Below are 17,289 nucleotides of genomic sequence, written 5' to 3' on the forward strand. Positions count from 1 at the left end.
TCAGAATGATGGTCTATCTGCTGCCGCTGGTACATCGCGCGGCGTATCGAAGTCTTATTTCGTTCTCCAATCCTGAGACCTTTTCACAGTGGCGGCCCGAGCGCAACATGACCGCTCTGGGTCAACAGCGCCATTCTGAACGCCAGTTGGTCGCTTCCGGTCTACGCCGATAAGCGGACGATTCAGAGCCGGTCAGGACTTCGCATTCGGGCCATTTCCGGACTCATGCACCGCAGCAAGGGATTATTTGATAATCTCGTTGGCCAGCGCGAGCTGCATTAGCAGCTCTACTTGGAAACGCCGCAAGCGATGCGCGCGCCGCCACCACCCACGGGAGTTGGCTGGTCGGAGTAATTATCGCCGCCCGCGTGGATCATAATCGCGCGCCCTTTAACGTCGGCCACAGTGAGGTGCGGCACTGCCACGGTCTCCCTGGCCTTGCCGCGAGCATCGACGATCAGCACGGGCATGTCGCCCTTGTGGCCCTCGCCATACGGTCCGAGGTGTTTACCAGTGTTGGCTGGGTCATAATGGTCACCCGCCGCCATGCCGGCCGCTGGCTGGCCATTCGGTCCAGGGCCCGGGCCACAATTCGGATTAACGTGGGCATGGAATCCATGGTCGCCCGGCGGTAGACCGACCAGCCGTGGCGTGATCTGTAAGCCTGTTTGGGTGTCGGACAAAACAAGCGTGCCAATCTCCTTGCCGATGCCGTTGGCATCGATTGCGTTCATGGTAATCGTCTCGGTAGCGGCATAAGCAGCGCTCGCACCAGTTACTATGGTCGCGGCAGCCAGCGTCACAACGTTGAATCTCATCTGAGCCTCCCTTTTCGGGATCGAGTATCGTAGCGAGTTAAATAGCACACTGAAAGTGGCCGAGTGTAGTTCGAGCGGAGATAGCTCCACGGCACCGCTGATGTCGCATAGGGGTCAAAAGCGCCGTTTGAGCCGGTCAGTCACTTCCGGTCTCCCCGGATAAGCGGACTATCTCAGAGCCCGCCCGGACTTCGCATTAGGGCCAACATGCGACATCGCCACTGCGTACGATCTCCATTGTCGTCCGTTGCGGTTCGCTGACCGGCTAGGCAATGGCTGGAGGACTGAAGCCTCACTCCGGCAGGCCAGCTTTTCGCAGACCCTCTTTTATTCTGGCAAGGGCTGACGGGTGGAGGGGAACTGCATAGGTGATGGTTGCAATTCGGAGCGCGGGTTCGAGCTGTTGGAGATGCGCCACCGCCTTCTGCGCTTGCTCCTGTCGACCTAGAAAGGCATTGCTCCCCGCTGCAATCCGCCACGCTGACGAAAAGTTCGGATTTTCACCAATGGACTTTGCTGACCACACCGCTGCCTCATCATAGCGACCGGCGTAGAAATGTCCGCTTGCCGTCCCACCCTGCATCAAAAACAACAGCGGATCAAACGGGCTAAGGCGTATCGCATGGGCGAAATGTTCTACGGCCAAATTCCATTCGCCCAGCACGAGCCTCACCAACCCGCTCGAGAGCCACGCATCCATCAGGTTCGGATTAAGCCGAAGTGCGCGATCGACAAGGGCCACTCCTGCATCAACCTCGCCGACGACAAAGGCCAGCGCTGCACCGCTCCAGCACAATACCTGCGCATCATCCTGACCCAATTGGGTCGCACGCTCGGCTAACCGCTTGGTTTCGGCAATCTCGCGCGCAGTATCCGTCACCCGCCGGTTGATTTTGCGCCAGCCATAGCAACACGTCGCAAGCGCATGGGCCAATGCAAAATTAGGATCAAGCTCGATGGCTTTGTAGTAGTGCCGCAGGGCCTCGTTATTGGCTTCATTCGTCCACTGGTATGCGCTGGAAATTCCTCGCATGTAATGATCGTACGCGTCGAGGCTGTTGGTCGGTTTGAGTACGGCGCGCCCAATTTCAGCTCGCTCTAGAGTCGGGGTAATTGCGCCTACAACGCTTGTGGTCACTTGGTCCTGCAGCTCGAAGATGTCTTCAATTACACCGTCGAACCGGTCCGCCCAGAGATGCGCTCCTGTTGAAGCGTTAATCAACTGGGCGGCAATGCGAACTCTGTTTGCCGCTTTGCGTACGCTGCCTTCGAGCACGTACCGAACACCAAGCTCCCGCCCAATCTGTTTGATGTCGACAGCCTTGCCTTTGTAGGTGAACGACGAGTTACGGGCGATAACGAAGAGCGACTTGAAGCGGGATAGCGCTGTGATGATGTCTTCCACGACACCGTCGGCGAAATAATCCTGCTCGGGATCGCCTGACATGTTTTGGAAAGGCAGTACCGCGATAGACGGCTTGTCCGGGAGTGGAGGGGCCGTACCTGGCCCCTCGGTCGGCACGCTATGCGTTCCCGCGCATACAGCGTAAGCGCGGACCGGCCTGGAGATGTTCTTGAGCTGCTGGCCACCGCGATCCTCGAAGCCAACGTCCAGCTTGCCTTCGACTTCGCTGAACACCTTCTCGGATATCAGGATGCCACCCGGATCGGCGATCCCCTCCAGCCGGACAGCAATGTTGATCCCGTCGCCGTAGAGTTCACCGTCCTGCCCAACGATAACGTCGCCAAGGTTGATCCCGACACGTAACCTTAGGGGACTGCTGCCCGGGGCAAGACGATCCTGTATCTCGACCGCGCATCTCATGGCGGCCAAAGGACTTGCGAACTCGGCGAGCGCGCCATCACCCGTTGTCTTGATAAGTCGTCCTTCGTGGCTGCGGAGGCTGGGCTCGATCAATTCTCGCCTGAGCCTCTCGAACTCAGCGTACGTGGCTTCCTCGGCGCGTTGCATTAGCGCGGAATAACCGACTACGTCGGCGGCCAAGATTGCCGCTAGTCGCCTCTGAATCCGCTGCTCGGTCACAACACCCTCTAAAGGAGCCGACCGCAGGCGCCTGCCACGCAGCATGGATGAACTACTACCACTACATTTAGGCAAGCTCCGTGGGCATGCTCAGCCTAGCACCTTGCTGCGGGCTTGTGGGCGGGAAATTGCGGGAGCCTTTGTCTCAAACCAAAATCGCCGGGCCCGCGCACGGGGTGACAAAATGCGTCAACTCAGGAGGTCTGAGTGGGGTCAATCCCGTCGGTCGGACGGCGCATAGCCGATGTCCGGATTACCTCCCATCAACGGACATCGTCGGATCGGCCCGGCAGGCCCGTTTGGGCCATGAACCGACATCGCGGCTCGTTTCAGAACAGTGGCATGGTGCAGAAGGAATATCGGTCAACGCGACTGACATTTCAGAAGTCTTTTTGCAATGACTGACGTGCAGGGCATCGCGCGTTTGGCCCTGCCCCTTGATCCGTCGTACAAATGTGATGGGGAGGATTGCAAGCCATGGTGCAAGAGCGGCCAGTCCGGATCGAGCGCAGGTTATCGGCGATATTGGCTGCCGACGTGGCTGGCTATTCGCGGCTCATGCACCATGACGAAGAAGCTACTCACGCCAACCTGGCCGCGCTCTTAGTGGAGGTCGTCAACCCGACAATCGCCGAACACAGCGGCCGCATTGTCAAGAACACCGGGGATGGGTTCTTAGCGGAGTTTCCGAGTGCGGTGCGAGCGGTTCGGGCTGCGATGGAATTCCAGACCCGCATCAAAGAACTGACAACCGCTGATGCGGAAGATAGGCATATTGCGCTTCGTGTGGGAGTCAATATCGGCGACGTCATCGTCGAGCCGCATGACGTCTTTGGCGATGGCGTAAACATTGCGGCGCGGCTTGAAGGCATCGCAGAACCGGGCGGTATCTGCATCTCGTCATCAGCCTACGATCAGGTTGTGGGAAAGATCGCGGCCGAATTCGTCGACCTTGGCGAACAGCGCCTTAAGAATATTGCACGGCCGATCCGCATTTTCAAAGTCATGGATCGCGTTACAGCAAAACAAAGACCTGTGTTGGCTCTGCCGGATAAGCCATCAATTGCCGTGCTTCCCTTTCAGAACCTCAGTGCAGATCCGGAGCAGGAGTATTTCGCAGATGGCGTGGTGGAGGACATCACGATGGCGCTGTCGCGCTTTCCTTGGCTGTTTGTGATCGCCCGCAACTCGAGCTTCACTTACAAGGGCCGAGTGGTGGACGTGAAGCAGGTCGGCCGCGAACTGGGGATTCGGTACCTCCTTGAAGGTAGCGTACGCAAGGCTGGGAATCGCATTCGTATCGCGGGGCAGCTAATCGATGCTGAAACGGGAGCACACCTGTGGGTGGATCGCTTTGAGGGAGCGCTCGAAGACATATTCGAACTACAGGACCATGTGACTTCCAGAGTTGTGGGTGCAATCGCTCCGAAGCTGCAAGATGCGGAGATCAAGCGAGCCAAGCACAAACCAACTGAAAATCTCGATGCATACGACTATTATCTGCGCGGTCTAGCGAAGGCTCGTCGACATACCGTGGAGGCGAATGACAAGGCGCTCCAGCTCTTTAGCAAGGCCATTGCGCTGGACCCAGGGCTAGCCTGCGCCTACGGCATGGCCGCATGGTGCTACACGCAGCGGAAGGCACGTGGGTGGATGATCGAGCATGTTCAGGAGAGTGCCGAAGCTACGCGTCTGGCCCGGAAGGCTGTGCATTTGGGCGGAGATGACCCAGTGGCGCTATGCATGGGTGGATACGCACTCGCATTTGTCGCCCACGATTTCGACGATGCTGCTGCATTTATGGATCGCGGATTGGCAGTTAATCCCAACTTGGCGCAAGCTTGGATGCTCAGCAGCTGGTTGAGAATTTGGAGAGGTGAGCCAGATCTCGCACTTGATCACGTCGCGCAAGCCATGCGACTGAGCCCGGTCGATCCATCGCAGTACGGCATGCTAGGAGCCGCGGCGTATGCTCATTTCCTCGCGGGCCGCTATGACGTGGCATCGTCATATGCCGAGAAGTCAATGCGGGACAATCCGACTTTCCTGTTATCGATTTGCAGTTTTGCAGCTAGCAACGCGCTCGCCGGACGGCCTGGGCAAGCACAGAGCGGCTTGGCACAAGCGCTCGAATGCAGTCCCAAATTGCGCGCCTCTAATCTCAACGACTTGGCACCATTTCGCCGGCCAGAGGACCTGGCCACGTTCGCCAAGGGGCTCCGTCAAGCGGGCCTTCCGGAGTGATCACATGAGGCTCCCTGCCCTCACGCGTGCCCAAGGAAGCGGGGAGCCTGCATACCGCATCGATGTCCGAAATGGGTCATTCTCGACTGAGCCAACCGGTCCTGCCTGCCATCTGATGTCCGCCTTGACCTGAAAGCGACCTGATTGTTGCGCGAACGCGAAATGACGCGAAGGGCCAGCAGCTGACTCATGCACCGCAGCAAAAAGGGGCTTCATTTGATCACCTCATCGATACCCGCGAGCACAACTCATTCGGGCAACCCCGCTTTCCGAAGGCCCTCAATCAGCAGCTTCGAGCCCGATTGCCCGAGCCCGGGCGCCCGAGCGACCCACGCCGATATTGTTGTAAAGGCGGGATCGACCTTAAGCATACCCGCGGCCGCCTCACGCGCCTCGGCTTCACGACCGAGATGGGCGAAAGCGGACGCGAGACAGCGGTAGGTTGCCGAATACGAGGGGTTCAGACGTCGGGCTCTCGTCCCCATGACGATTGCCTCGTCAAACCGACGAAGCTCGATAAAGGCCAATCCGATCCCAGCAAACGACCGATACAGCAGCGGATCTACCGGGCTCAAGCGAATAGCACGTTCGTAGCTCCGGATCGCTTCCTCCTGCAGCCCAACAATTTTGCATACCAAGCCTCTGCAGTTCCAAGCACTAAATGAATTTTGGTTGAGCGCGACCGCAAGGTCAGCCATCTCGACGGCACTTTCACTATCGCCGACCATGAACGCCGAGATTAGGCAAGCCCATGCCAACGTTTCTGGATCACTATCGTCGATACTCAATGCCAAGCGACAAAGTCGAACTGCTGCCTTCCGGTCGAATTGAGGATCGGAAGCATAGCCCAACAGGACGTTCGTCGTGTGACATTGACCCGCCAGAGCAGCGACAAGGCCGAACCGAGGGTCCAGTTCCAGAGCCCGATGAGCGAGCCTGATCGCCTCGGCTAACCCTTCGCGGGTCGCTAGGTAATACTGCGGCAAAGCTCGGAGATAATAATCATACGCAGTGAGGTTCTCTGGCCGCCGCCGCGTCGCCAATTCCATTTCTGCTTTAAGCAACTTTGGTCGAATAGCTGAGACGACGGCAACCGCCACTTCGTCCTGCAGAGCGAAAACGTCTGTTAGGTCGCGCTCGAACCTGTCCGCCCAAATGTGCGCGCCTGTAACCGCATCTATCAACTGGCCGGTGATGCGGACTTTTCCCGATGCCTTGCGCACCGACCCTTCAAGTACGTAGCGCACGCCAAGCCGACGCCCCACTTCCTTGATGTCGACGGCTCGGCCCTTGAAGGTAAAGCTCGAATTGCGAGCGATGACGAACAACGATTTGAACCGCGAGAGCGCCGTGATAATTTCCTCAACCATCCCATCGGCAAAATACTCTTGCTCGGGATCGCCGGACATGTTCTGGAACGGCAAAACGGAGATGGATGGCTTGTCGGGAAGCGGAGGGGCGGCACTTATCTTCTCGGCCAGCGCGCTATGCGCTCCCGCGCATACAGCATAAGTGCGGACCGGCTTGGAGATGTTCTTGAGTTGCTGCTCGCCGCGATCCTCGAAGCCAACGTCCAGCTTGCCTTCGACTTCACTGTACACCTTCTCGGAAATCAGGATGCCGTCCTGATCGGCGATCCCCTCCAGCCGGACAGCAATGTTGATCCCGTCACCGTAGAGGTCACCGTCCTGCCCGACGATAACATCACCAAGGTTGAGCCCGACGCGTAACCTGAGGGGACTGCTGCCCGAGGCGACATGATCCTGTATCTCAACCGCGCATCTCATGGCGGCTAAGGGGCTCGCAAACTCGGCGAGCGCACCATCACCCGTTGTCTTGATAAGTCGGCCTTCGTGTCGGAAGAGACTAGGCTCGATCAATTCTCGCTTGAGTCGCTCGAATTCGGCGTAGGTGGCTTCTTCCGCCCGCTCCATGAGCGCGGAATAGCCGACAACGTCGGCAGCCAAGATTGCCGCGAGTCGCCTTTGAACCCGCTGCTCCGTCACGGCGCCCTCCGAACGACCAGACTAACCACGCCGGTCGGACGAGAAGTCTAGCACTTTTGCTGCTGACCTGTGAGCGTAATCGCTGGAACGCCTATTTGTCGCAAGCGGCATATGCCAAGCCCGTGACATGGCGGAAATAAGCGTTAACTCGGGAGGTCCGAGTTGGGTCACAAGCCGTAATGCTCCCGGCGAGCAAATCACGTCAGCTCTGCCTGCGAAAGGCGACCTGAGCGAGACCTGCCAAATCCGTCGCGATGGGCCATGTGTGGACGGCTCCGGGTTGGCAAGGGTTTTCTTTTACGCATGCGGCGGTAGTCGGAGCAGCCATGTGTTCGGCCTGTTAGCGCGGTTCACGTGACCGCTGGCCATAAATGCCCTCCGCGGATCAGGTCCCGGTCAAAAGCACGCATTCGAGGATGCTATGGTCCAAGTGGGTTGTCCTGATCGCCAGATCGACCGGCGCTGCATTACGTGCTGTTCGCCCTCCCAACCGTTACGTCACACCGGATGTCCGGCGCGATAGGTTATGCCGCGAGCGCGACGGGCTCCCTGTAGCGCTCACCCCTGGACATCATAGCCCACGCCATCCGAGCAATCTTGTTGGCGAGCGCGATGCGGCGACCTTGGTGGGTCGCCGCGCCAGCAGTCCCGTCAGCCAGGGCCGATGCCCGGTGCCATGGATCTTGGCATAGCGGATCACGGCGAGCGCGCCTGCCGTGAATAGGCTGCGCAAATAGCGATCGCCGTGCTTGCTAATACTGCCAAGCTTGTCCTTGCCTCCGCTCGAGTTCTGCTTCGGCACGAGCCCCACCCAGGCCGAGAAGTCTCGTCCCGATCGGAAAGTCTTGGGATCGGCAATGCTGGCGACCAGAGCTGTTGCCAGGGCCGGCCCGACGCCGGGGATCGCGTCAAGCCGCTTGCTCGTGTCGGTGGAGGAGCCGTCCACAGCATCATAAGCGGACAAGCGCTGCCCGCCAAAGCGCGCTGAGCGTCGTTTTCGGACGTGATCGCCGAGCCCCCGCTCGCCCTGGATGATAAAGGCCGGTATAGCAGCCTTATGCTAACTTTTGCTGACCAGTATGAGGCCTTTAGACGTCGTGATCCCGCGTGGGACGGCGTCGTGTTCGTAGCGGTTAGGACTACGGGCATTTACTGCCGCCCAGTCTGCCCTGTGCGAACGCCGCTGGCGCGCAATGTGAATTTCTACCGCAGCGCGGCTGCCGCAGAGCAAGCTGGCTTTAGACCGTGTCTGAGATGCCGTCCCGAAACAGCTCCGTTCTGTCCCGCCTGGATGGGCACAAAGACGACTGTCGCCCGGGCCCTGGGATTGATCGAACGAGGAGCGCTCGACGGAAGGAATGTCGAACAGCTTGCCGGTCAGCTCGGGATAGGCGCACGTCATCTATCCCGACTGTTCCATGAGCATCTCGATGCGTCCCCGCTACAAATTGCTCTTTCGCTCCGAGTACGCCGAGCGAAGCTCCTCCTGAACGATACCGAATATTCGGTCCAGCACATCGCGAAGCTCTCAGGTTTTCCTAGCGCCAGGCGCTTGACCGCCGCGTTCAAACGACTCTACGGCCGGCCGCCATCAGCTATGCGTAAACGCGCCGTATCGAGACCCGTTCAAAAGCAATACGCGCAATAGAGGACGCGATGACCAAGAAGACCTATGGCACCGTAAGCGAAGAGCGGCGGAAACAACTTACTGGTCTCGAATTCGTCCGAGGCCTTGCGAGTGGCGAACTCCCTCTGAACACCATTGCTCAGACGCTTGGTTATGATGTGGCCGAAGCGGAGCGAGGCCGCGTGCTGGTCACGCTTGTGCCGACCGATGAGCACCTGAATCCAGCAGGGACCGTGCACGGCGGCCTTACCGCGACCCTACTCGACAGCTGCATGGGGCTGGCCATTCAGTCCACCCTCGACAAGGAGGTCAGTCAAACAACCTTAGAATTTAAAATCTCGCTATTGCGACCGATCACGCCGCAAACTGGCGAAATCAGAGCTGAAGGGAAGGTGCTGAATTCAGGTCGACGAATCGGGACGGCAGAGGGATGGGTGGTCGACACCCAAGGGAAACTACTCGCACACGGCACGACAACGTGCTTGATCTTTCCGAGTTGACCGCAAACAACGGATGCAGTTTCAGCCTGCATTTGTTCAAGGGTCTGACCAGAGTATGTCCGCTTCGGGTCATTCTCGACTGAGTCAGCCGGTCCTGCCTGCAAGCTGATGCCGGCTTTGACCCGAAAGCGACCGAAGCGCTGCATCGCCGCGAAATGACGCGAAGGGCCAATAAGCGACATCGCGCGATCAGAAACGACCCGCCAACGTGAGGCGTGCACGCCAGATGAACCGGCGGGCCGTGTTATATCCCTGTGGCACGGGCATTGCACTTTGGTTGATGACTGGGATTTCAGCGGCCCAGTTTGAAACAGGGCGCGGCCGGGGCAGTGTATTTCGAACCCGGCGGCGTATCTTTTTGAAACTACCCGCCAGAGTGGACCGGCGGGCCTTCTGCGATCCTCGCCTATCAACCGACCCTGAGGTTTTCTGCGGATTGTTTGCCGCGGTTCGCTACTACCTCGTAACTACCCAAGTTGTCCGGCCACATCGGCAAAGCCGTCATGCGCGATTGCCCTCCGCCTGGCGGCTTTGTTTCGACTCCTGGCGGGTGTAGCTCAATGGTAGAGCATTGGTTTTTAAGTCAGAGATGCCGGTTCAATTCCGCGCTCCCGCACCAAGGCTAACTAGTACCGGCCTTCGGGCGATCTTTCTGTTTTCACAGTCCTGCCAATCCGCCGGTCGGCCGGCCGCAGATCAGCCGGCCGATTATCTACGGTGGCGCGCGTCCCGCGGAACCACATTTGGCGGCGGCGTCGAATTTTTTTGGGAGGGCGTGAGATTGAGGTTTCGACTCGTCGTGTTCGTTGCTGCCGCCGGCTGCTGAGTCCAACCGTCTCTTCGTATTCCAGGTCCCGCGGGGCCGAATGGCTCGCCGAGACCAGTTGAAGTGTTGCCTGTACCCGCGCTGCCTTGCGCGAAAGCCATTGCCGGCGAAATGAGAGCTGCGATCAAAACCGCAGCCATGAGCGATCGTGTGGCCATGGCATTCTCCTTGTCGAATAATGCATCCCAACTTGGGAAAACCCGACATGTTCCACTGACCTTGATCGGACGTGCGACCCGCGCGGATGCCCTTACCCAAAAGAGAGTCAATCCATCATCTTTGGCGGATTCGCTGGACTGGAATTGCCGGGATGCGACGCCGCATCAAGGATCCCACACCGCCGATGAAATAGCGCATTCGTTGGATGCATCGCCGGTAACTGTGATGCTGCCGGTCCCATTCGTGATCGCGCCGCTGACGTTGCCGCCGAAGGTCATGTTGAGGCCGAAATCTGCCGCCGCGTTCGTCCATGTCGGAGTAGCTGGCGTGTCGCGGCTGCCGTAAACGTTAAGGCCCCCCACCGCTCGGGACCGTGATCGTCGTGCTGCGCGAGTCGGCCCCAAGAGAAACCTGGTTGCCGCTGGCGTTGGCTGTCGGGGTAGACGTGATCAGGCAGTAAATGCCGATGCCACATCGGTTAATGGCCGCGGGACCAACGATGACGACGTTCCCGCTTGTTCTTGGGGCCTTCTTTGTAGCTTTCGCTCTTACTGGGCCAGCCTCGGCTGCGGGGGCCGCGTTCCGAATTCTGTGAACAGATGCGTTTGATCCAGGCGTCGTAGCATGTCCTGCGTTAACGTTCGCTCGGGGCAAATGGGGCAAACCAGTGTGAGCGCTGATAAACCGCCGTTCGATCCGCTCCGAATTTACATCCAAGCGGAACGTTTCCTGTTCGCCGATGAAAAGCTGCGAAGCCGCGAAGTTCTGATCAGCCCCAAAATTGGTGCCTACGTCGTGCTGCCAAGCATCGTCATGGCCGCTTTCAGCGTCGAGCTTTACATCAAATGCCTCATCTGTCTGCAAGGCGATCCAGTTCCTCGCGGCCACCATCTGAAAAACCTTTTCGACCGGCTCAACGGCAAAACTCAAAAAGAACTTGCCGCACTGTGGTCGGCCGACAACGGTAGCCGGGACGCTTTCCGAACGATGCTTCCCGCGAAGTGGCACAACTCCATCAGCGATGATGTCCGACAAGCATTGTCTGACGGGTCGCGCGCCTTTGAGGAGTTGCGATATGCCTACGAAGGCGAGCCCACCTGCCGGTTTTACATCGACACCATGCCGAGGATGCTACGGCACATCATTTGGCAACGAAGGCTGGATTGGCGCGGAATTGGCCCCGGCCACCAGCCCCTGTCGTCGCTGGCTTGATGGTCGGTTGCTGGCCAATCCGGAATGATACGCTGGCGCAACATTTGGACGAAATCGGGGACAGCCTGGCGCGACGGTTAAACCCCGAACCGACAGCGATGCGCTGGGCGGGTTCAATTCAGGGCTTTCATCACCGAGCGTTTCATCACCAGCACCCGCCATGCTCGGCGGGTGTTTGCTGTTCGGCGCGCCGGTTCGAGGCCGTCTCGGTTCGCGGCCTTACTCGACCGACGGGCGCGGCACAATGGTCGCTATCAAGCGGTCGAACTGCCACATTCGGACGAGCGCGTGGCCCTGAGAGAGTTGTTCGGCTTTTTGCCAGGGCGTCAGCGTCGTCGACGCAAAGCAGGTCTATGCGTTCTGTAACGTGACGGTCCGGCCTGATGATATTGACGCGGTACTCTTGCATCAGATTCACCATTGCCGTGCGCCCAGGGGATGCTCCCGTTGTGTCCGAACGCTTTGACATAGATCATTGGGGCTGGGTCAGTCCCGTCCGGAACGGTTGCCTCACCTCGCGGGCATCGGCTTAGACAGTGACTGGCTTCCGCTTCACAAGCAAAGAGAGAATTGGAAGAGCCATTCTCCGCGCTTGCCTCCCGCCGAACTGCAAGCTCCGCCGTGTACAAATTGCAGTCATCGCGTAATCCTGCGCCGGATGAGCCAGCAAAACCCGGCCATGATATGCGAACTATGAATGCGAGCGGTGCGCTAACGCTGATCAGTACTTAGTAAGATATCAGACAGACGATCCCTGGGTGCTGCAAGCCTGACGATGCCGACTATTATTGCAGATTGGCTCTAGCCCGTTCGACTTCGGTCATGTTTTTTGTGGTGAAAGAATTGATCTTTCCCACTATCTCAAGCGATCCGCACGCCAGACCAATCGCTGGCTGTGACTGTGCCTTGATCAGTCGCGCTGTCGTGCCAAGCGACGCGCTGCCCAACTTTTAACTTCTTAGATTGATCGGGAGTCATGACGGAGGCTGCCTTCCATCTGGCAAAGCCGTATCATTGTCGTACACATCGGGTGCCGAGACATTCAAACAAAGATTGCCGATCTTCGATAGCAATTATCTGCGAGTGTGGCGGGCGAGGAGTTCGCGACCAGACTTGGAATAGAATCTTCCTTTCTTTGAGATTTTTCGCGCGACAGTCGGCTTTTCAGCTATAGTGAGCTCATTGACGTTGTTCACCGGCTCGCTCCCGGTCCCGTTCAGCACATTCTGATATAGAATTGCGCGCTGCCCACCAAAGAAGCCGTCCATTTCGTCTTCGACGGCTTTGCGGTTCTTATCTGCCTCTTCGTTCGGAAATGGCTTGAGGAATTGATCGAAGTTTCCCTGAAGTTGCTTCCATGGCTCGAAAATCAGCGCATTTGGTCGAGCACCGCCATCGTAGTAGAGATAGTAGAAAGGGCTCTTCCAGTCGCGAGTCCCGGCCAACTCTTGAACCAAGAAAGTGAGGTTGCCTCCCTGGCCCTCAGTAGTCAAAAAGACCTTCAAATGCATATCAAGACCAAGTTCTACTTGGGTCGGATGCGTCATGTTTAGATGCGTAACGTTCAGCTGATTTACACAATAGCTCATCTCAGAATTATTGTGCTTAGTTTGCTCCATCAGAACCACAGACTTGTTGAGAGACTTCAGCATGCTCTTATCCAGGCTAAGCGCAGAATAGTCGACCTGTCGCAAAGCACCCTGTACGCGAGCTCTTAAGTCACCCCAGCCCAGTCCCGGAGAGCCAAGGTTTGCACGGTTGATCAGGTCTTGGTTTACGAGTTCGTCCGTCCCACAGCATCCCCCGCTGCGGGCTACGCTCACATTCTGGACAGCGTTTAAATTTGTAGCGACTCCGCTACAAAACCTGAGGCCTTTTGAGGCGAGCACCCCTCAGGATCAGTTCAGCGACGTTTACAAACTGTTGACCACTAGCCGTGGCAAGGCCATCGAGGGTGGGCTGCAGGTCCCGAAGCTGCAATCCGAGCTGCTTAGTGTCGTAATTTACAGCATCTACTTTTACGCTTATTACATCGATACCTGTACTGAGGTGGGCGTCCAGTTCTGCTATGCTGTTTGCGATCTGGTGCCTATCGTCGTCGCGGCCGCCCTGCAGAGTGTCGCACGCAACGGCTGCCGGATTCAAGACCAAGTGCGCCCAAAAAGATCCCAAGCTCATCGATGGCGAATTCGGAGAGCTTTGCGGATTGCTCTCCACTGACCGATCCCGATATTCCTGTTTGCGAGGGCCACATCCTTCTCCAGACAATGCGACTTCAAATCCGCCTCATCGCTATTTAGGAAGAGCTACCGTCACTCGGCATTAGGGGAACATCAAACCTGGGAGGGGACGGTCCCTTCCGGATGCGCCGCCACCTCCTGCAGTCGGTCAACATGGCCGTGGGGCTAGTGAACCAGTTCTCTCGCGAATAGTTCGGAGGCCCTTGATGCACTCTGAATTTATAGTCGGGGACGGGGTAAGACGAAGCCTCGGTGATCTAGGCCCGCCACTGGCGGGCCTTTTCGTTTGAAGTCCGTCCCCAACGGGTGCAACAGAGCCCTCCCTTAAGATCACCCCGTCCCCAACGAGTGAAAATTGGGGAAGGTTTGAAAATCGTAACGCTTTCAAAGTTAGTGCTTAGTTCGCCCTTAAGTCGCCGCAAGTCACCTCATCATCGCGCTATCGATTTGATATTGATGTTGGTGACAACGATGGGACGATCGCCTGAAGTTCAAAAAATCCTTGTGCGCTTGCCCGCCGACGTGAAGCGATGGCTCGAGAGTGAGTGCTCCCGAAAATTGACATCGTACAGCTCTCAGCTGACGCTGATCTTGCGCGCCAAGATGGGTGATCAGGATAGGGTGGACGCCTGATGCACGAGTTCGGTCGGAAGGGCGCCGTCCCCCTCACCCACAGGTTCTCGTTGTCGCCTGAAGAGGTCAGCGCCCTCACCGGCATCGGACTGACGTCCATTCGCGAAGCCGCGGCAAGCGGCGCGCTGACGGCGCGCAAGCATGGCACCAGGACCATCATCCTGCCGGCGGACGTCAAGCGCTGGCTGAAGACCTTGCCGGTGATCGGTAAGAAAGCGGTAACGGAAGAACAGTCGTGAACGGAAATAGCGCGTTTTCAAAGGGCGTCAGCGCATCCCGTCACGGATCATGTATCCGGCGCCGCGGATCGTGTGCAGCAAGGGCCGATCAAAGCCCTTGTCGATCTTGGAGCGCAGCCGCGAAATATGCACGTCGATGACATTGGTCTGCGGATCGAAATGATAATCCCAGACGTTTTCCAGAAGCATGGTGCGGGTCACTACCTGACCGGCATGCTTCATCAGATATTCGAGCAGGCGAAACTCGCGCGGCTGCAGCGTCAGCTCGTCCTTGCCACGGACGACACGATGAGAAAGGCGGTCGAGCTCGAGATCGCCGACGCGGTAGGTGGTCTCTTCGGCCGGGCCGACATTGCGGCGCGACAGCACCTCGACGCGCGCCTGCAGCTCGGCGAATGAATAGGGCTTTGGCAAATAGTCGTCGCCGCCGGCGCGCAGGCCCTTGATGCGGTCGTCGACCTGGCCGAGCGCGGAGAGGATCAGAACCGGCGTGCGATTGCCCTTCTCGCGCAAGCTCCCGATCACGGACAGGCCGTCGCGCTTGGGCAGCATGCGATCCACCACCAGCACGTCGTAATCGCCGCCTTCGGCCATCGACAGGCCCTCCTCGCCATCGCTGGCGAGATCGGCGACATGACCGACTTCACGGAACGCCTTGACCAGATAGTCGGCGGACTCGCGGTCGTCTTCGATGATTAGCAGACGCATTTGCGGGGCAGTTGCGGTCACGGAAATGGGCTTTCTCTCACCATGGCGCGGCCGCCCTGCACATGCAAGGCGACCGGCCATACTCGCGATCAAGTGAAAAAAGCGGGCGATGAGGCTGGGGGACCTCACCGCCCTTAGGCCCTTCCGACGGAGGGGGGCGTATTCCGAAGGAAGGTTGCCTGAGGGAGCGAGTTTTGGACCCGCTCCCCGGAAGGAGACGTCGGCGGGGGCGACGAATGCCGGCGAAACCTTCCATCTCGTATCTAGTCCTCGTTTAGCCCTTCGCCAGCGGCACCGCGACAAAGCGCGACGAACCGCCGCTCTTGACGCGCATGAGAACGCTGTTCTTGTTCTCGGTGCGCGCGGCATCGATTGCCTGGCGAACCTCTCCGGCGCTGGTGACGCTCTTGCCGGCGACCTCAAGAATGACGTCGCCTTCCTTGAAGCCGCGTTCGGCCGCCGCGCTCTTCGGGTCGACCTCGGTGACCACGACGCCTTCCCTGCCGGCGCCGGCCACGCTGTTGGCGGGGGCCACTGTCAGGCCGAGCTTCGGCACGTCGGTTCCCTTGGTCGCGCTACCCTTGTCTTCCTTATCGATATCGGCCTTGGTCTCGATCGTGTTCGGCAACTGGCCGAGCGTGAGGTTGATGACCTTGTCCTGGCCCTTTTGCAGCACGTTGAGCTTGACCGAGGCGCCCGGCGCGAGGCCGCCGATGGTGCGGGCGAGTTCGCGGGCATCCTTGACCGGCTCGCCGTTGACCGCGGTGATGACGTCACCGGACTGGATGCCGGCCTTGGCCGCCGGACCATTCGGCTGTGGCTCCGCCACCAGCGCGCCTTCCGCCTTCTTCATGCCGAGGCTGTCGGCGATGTCTGACGTCACCGGCTGGATCTGGACGCCGATCCAGCCGCGGCTGACCGACCCCTTGTCCTTGAGCTGGGCGATGACATTCTTGACCGTCGAGGCGGGAATCGAGAACGCGATGCCGACGCTGCCGCCGGACGGCGAGTAGATCGCGGTGTTGACGCCCATCACCTCACCGTTGGTGTCGAACGCCGGACCGCCGGAATTGCCCTTGTTCACGGGCGCGTCGATCTGGATGAAATCGTCATACGGACCGTTGCCGATGTCGCGGCCGGAGGCCGAGACGATGCCGGCGGTCACGGTGCCGCCGAGGCCGAACGGGTTGCCGACCGCGAGCACCCAGTCGCCGATCCGTGGCTTACTATCGGACAGCTTGGCGAACGGAAAATCCTTGCGGCCCTCGACCTTGATCAGCGCCAGATCGGTGCGCTGATCGGTGCCGATCACCTTCGCGGTGTAGGTCTTGCCGTCGTCCATGGTAACTTCGACCTTTTCGGCGCCGTCGACCACGTGATTGTTGGTCACGGCAAAGCCGTCAGGCGAGATGAAGAAGCCGGAACCCTGACCCGTCACCGGGCCACGGCCGCCACGCGGTCCGCCGCGCAGGCCGGGCGGCAGGCCGTCCGGGCCGCCAAAGCGACGGAAGAAGCGCTCCATCGGCGAGCCTGGCGGGAACGGCGAGTCGTCGTCCTTGTTGGCGCTGTCATCCTTGGAACTCTTGTCGGCGATGTTGATCTTCACCGAGATCACCGACGGCTTCACGCGCTCGACAATGTCGGCGAAGCCGATCGGCCGCTCGACCTTGCGGACCTCGTTGTTGACCTGCGCGTGCGCCGCGCTGGTGAAGACATCGATGGGGCCCTGCTGCGGCGAGAAGCCATACACGCCGGCGCCGAGGCCGGCGACGACGGAGGCCATCAGCGCGAATTTGCGGGCGGAGAACAGCGAACGGCGGGCTGCGCCGTACGACGGTAGCGAGGGAAGATCGACGGGACGTTCGGTCATGTTTCTAAAATCTCCAGAGCGTGAATTCGAGGGTGCGGGGGCTGGCACCTGACACGACGGAAGATGGGGTTTGCCGCCTTACCGCGCGCTGGCTAGGGAATTAAACTTTTGTAATGCGGTGGCCTTATGCATGCGGCAGAATAGCGCAGGCAATCAATGGCTT

14 protein-coding genes are annotated in these 17,289 nt (G+C 59.0%); 7 read left to right on the top strand and 7 right to left on the bottom strand.

Annotated features, from left to right (window positions below; translation table 11 throughout):
• The first annotated feature begins 5 nt into the window (after positions 1-5).
• Positions 6-173, top strand: a complete 168-nt coding sequence (locus tag HCN58_RS27955; protein ID WP_171582574.1) for a hypothetical protein — start codon at positions 6-8, stop codon at positions 171-173.
• A gap of 114 nt (positions 174-287) precedes the next feature.
• On the opposite strand, the gene sodC is transcribed toward HCN58_RS27955, so the two are convergent.
• Both sodC and HCN58_RS27965 read right to left on the bottom strand, forming a co-directional pair.
• A complete protein-coding gene (gene sodC / locus HCN58_RS27960; protein WP_171582575.1) occupies positions 288-818 on the bottom strand; it encodes a superoxide dismutase family protein in 531 nt (176 codons plus the stop codon).
• Between the two features lie 292 nt (positions 819-1,110).
• On the bottom strand, positions 1,111-2,823 hold the full coding sequence (locus HCN58_RS27965; protein WP_235983943.1) for an adenylate/guanylate cyclase domain-containing protein: 1,713 nt from the start codon (positions 2,821-2,823) through the stop codon (positions 1,111-1,113).
• A gap of 516 nt (positions 2,824-3,339) precedes the next feature.
• Here HCN58_RS27965 and HCN58_RS27970 point away from each other — a divergent pair.
• Complete coding sequence (locus HCN58_RS27970) at positions 3,340-5,106, top strand: adenylate/guanylate cyclase domain-containing protein (protein WP_171582577.1); 1,767 nt, start codon at positions 3,340-3,342, stop codon at positions 5,104-5,106.
• Positions 5,107-5,354: 248 nt separating this feature from the next.
• Here HCN58_RS27970 and HCN58_RS27975 read toward each other — a convergent pair whose 3' ends face one another.
• Together HCN58_RS27975 and HCN58_RS27980 are read right to left on the bottom strand one after the other, a co-directional pair.
• Positions 5,355-7,112, bottom strand: coding sequence for an adenylate/guanylate cyclase domain-containing protein (locus HCN58_RS27975; RefSeq protein WP_311966885.1), 1,758 nt, complete (start codon positions 7,110-7,112; stop codon positions 5,355-5,357).
• 571 nt (positions 7,113-7,683) lie between these two features.
• Entirely contained in the window at positions 7,684-8,076 is a 393-nt protein-coding gene (locus HCN58_RS27980) for a transposase (RefSeq protein ID WP_171582578.1), read from the bottom strand.
• Between the two features lie 93 nt (positions 8,077-8,169).
• Between HCN58_RS27980 and HCN58_RS27985 the strand changes: the two genes are divergently transcribed.
• The 4 genes from HCN58_RS27985 (at position 8,170) to HCN58_RS28000 (ending at position 11,436) form a co-directional block, all read left to right on the top strand.
• The gene (locus HCN58_RS27985; RefSeq protein WP_171582761.1) at positions 8,170-8,760 is read left to right on the top strand and encodes a bifunctional transcriptional activator/DNA repair enzyme AdaA; all 591 of its coding nucleotides are present in this window, start codon (positions 8,170-8,172) and stop codon (positions 8,758-8,760) included.
• Between the two features lie 8 nt (positions 8,761-8,768).
• A complete protein-coding gene (locus HCN58_RS27990) occupies positions 8,769-9,239 on the top strand; it encodes a PaaI family thioesterase (RefSeq protein ID WP_171582579.1) in 471 nt (156 codons plus the stop codon).
• Positions 9,240-10,128: 889 nt separating this feature from the next.
• Entirely contained in the window at positions 10,129-10,569 is a 441-nt protein-coding gene (locus HCN58_RS27995) for a hypothetical protein (protein WP_171582580.1), read from the top strand.
• A 324-nt stretch (positions 10,570-10,893) separates the two neighbouring features.
• Positions 10,894-11,436, top strand: coding sequence for a HEPN domain-containing protein (locus HCN58_RS28000; RefSeq protein WP_171582581.1), 543 nt, complete (start codon positions 10,894-10,896; stop codon positions 11,434-11,436).
• Between the two features lie 1,073 nt (positions 11,437-12,509).
• Here the strand turns inward: HCN58_RS28000 and HCN58_RS28005 are convergent.
• On the bottom strand, positions 12,510-13,088 hold the full coding sequence (locus HCN58_RS28005; protein ID WP_171582582.1) for a hypothetical protein: 579 nt from the start codon (positions 13,086-13,088) through the stop codon (positions 12,510-12,512).
• A gap of 1,220 nt (positions 13,089-14,308) precedes the next feature.
• On the opposite strand from HCN58_RS28005, the gene HCN58_RS28010 reads away from it, so the two are divergent.
• Complete coding sequence (locus HCN58_RS28010; RefSeq protein ID WP_171582583.1) at positions 14,309-14,548, top strand: helix-turn-helix domain-containing protein; 240 nt, start codon at positions 14,309-14,311, stop codon at positions 14,546-14,548.
• 27 nt (positions 14,549-14,575) lie between these two features.
• On the opposite strand, the gene HCN58_RS28015 is transcribed toward HCN58_RS28010, so the two are convergent.
• The gene (locus HCN58_RS28015) at positions 14,576-15,256 is read right to left on the bottom strand and encodes a response regulator transcription factor (protein ID WP_171582762.1); all 681 of its coding nucleotides are present in this window, start codon (positions 15,254-15,256) and stop codon (positions 14,576-14,578) included.
• 274 nt (positions 15,257-15,530) lie between these two features.
• Positions 15,531-17,126 (bottom strand): Do family serine endopeptidase, encoded by a 1,596-nt coding sequence (locus HCN58_RS28020; protein WP_171582584.1) that lies wholly within the window; start codon positions 17,124-17,126, stop codon positions 15,531-15,533.
• Positions 17,127-17,289: the final 163 nt, after the last annotated feature.

The sequence above is a fragment of the Bradyrhizobium australiense genome, from assembly GCF_013114825.1.
GTDB classification, from domain to species: Bacteria; Pseudomonadota; Alphaproteobacteria; order Rhizobiales; family Xanthobacteraceae; genus Bradyrhizobium; species Bradyrhizobium australiense.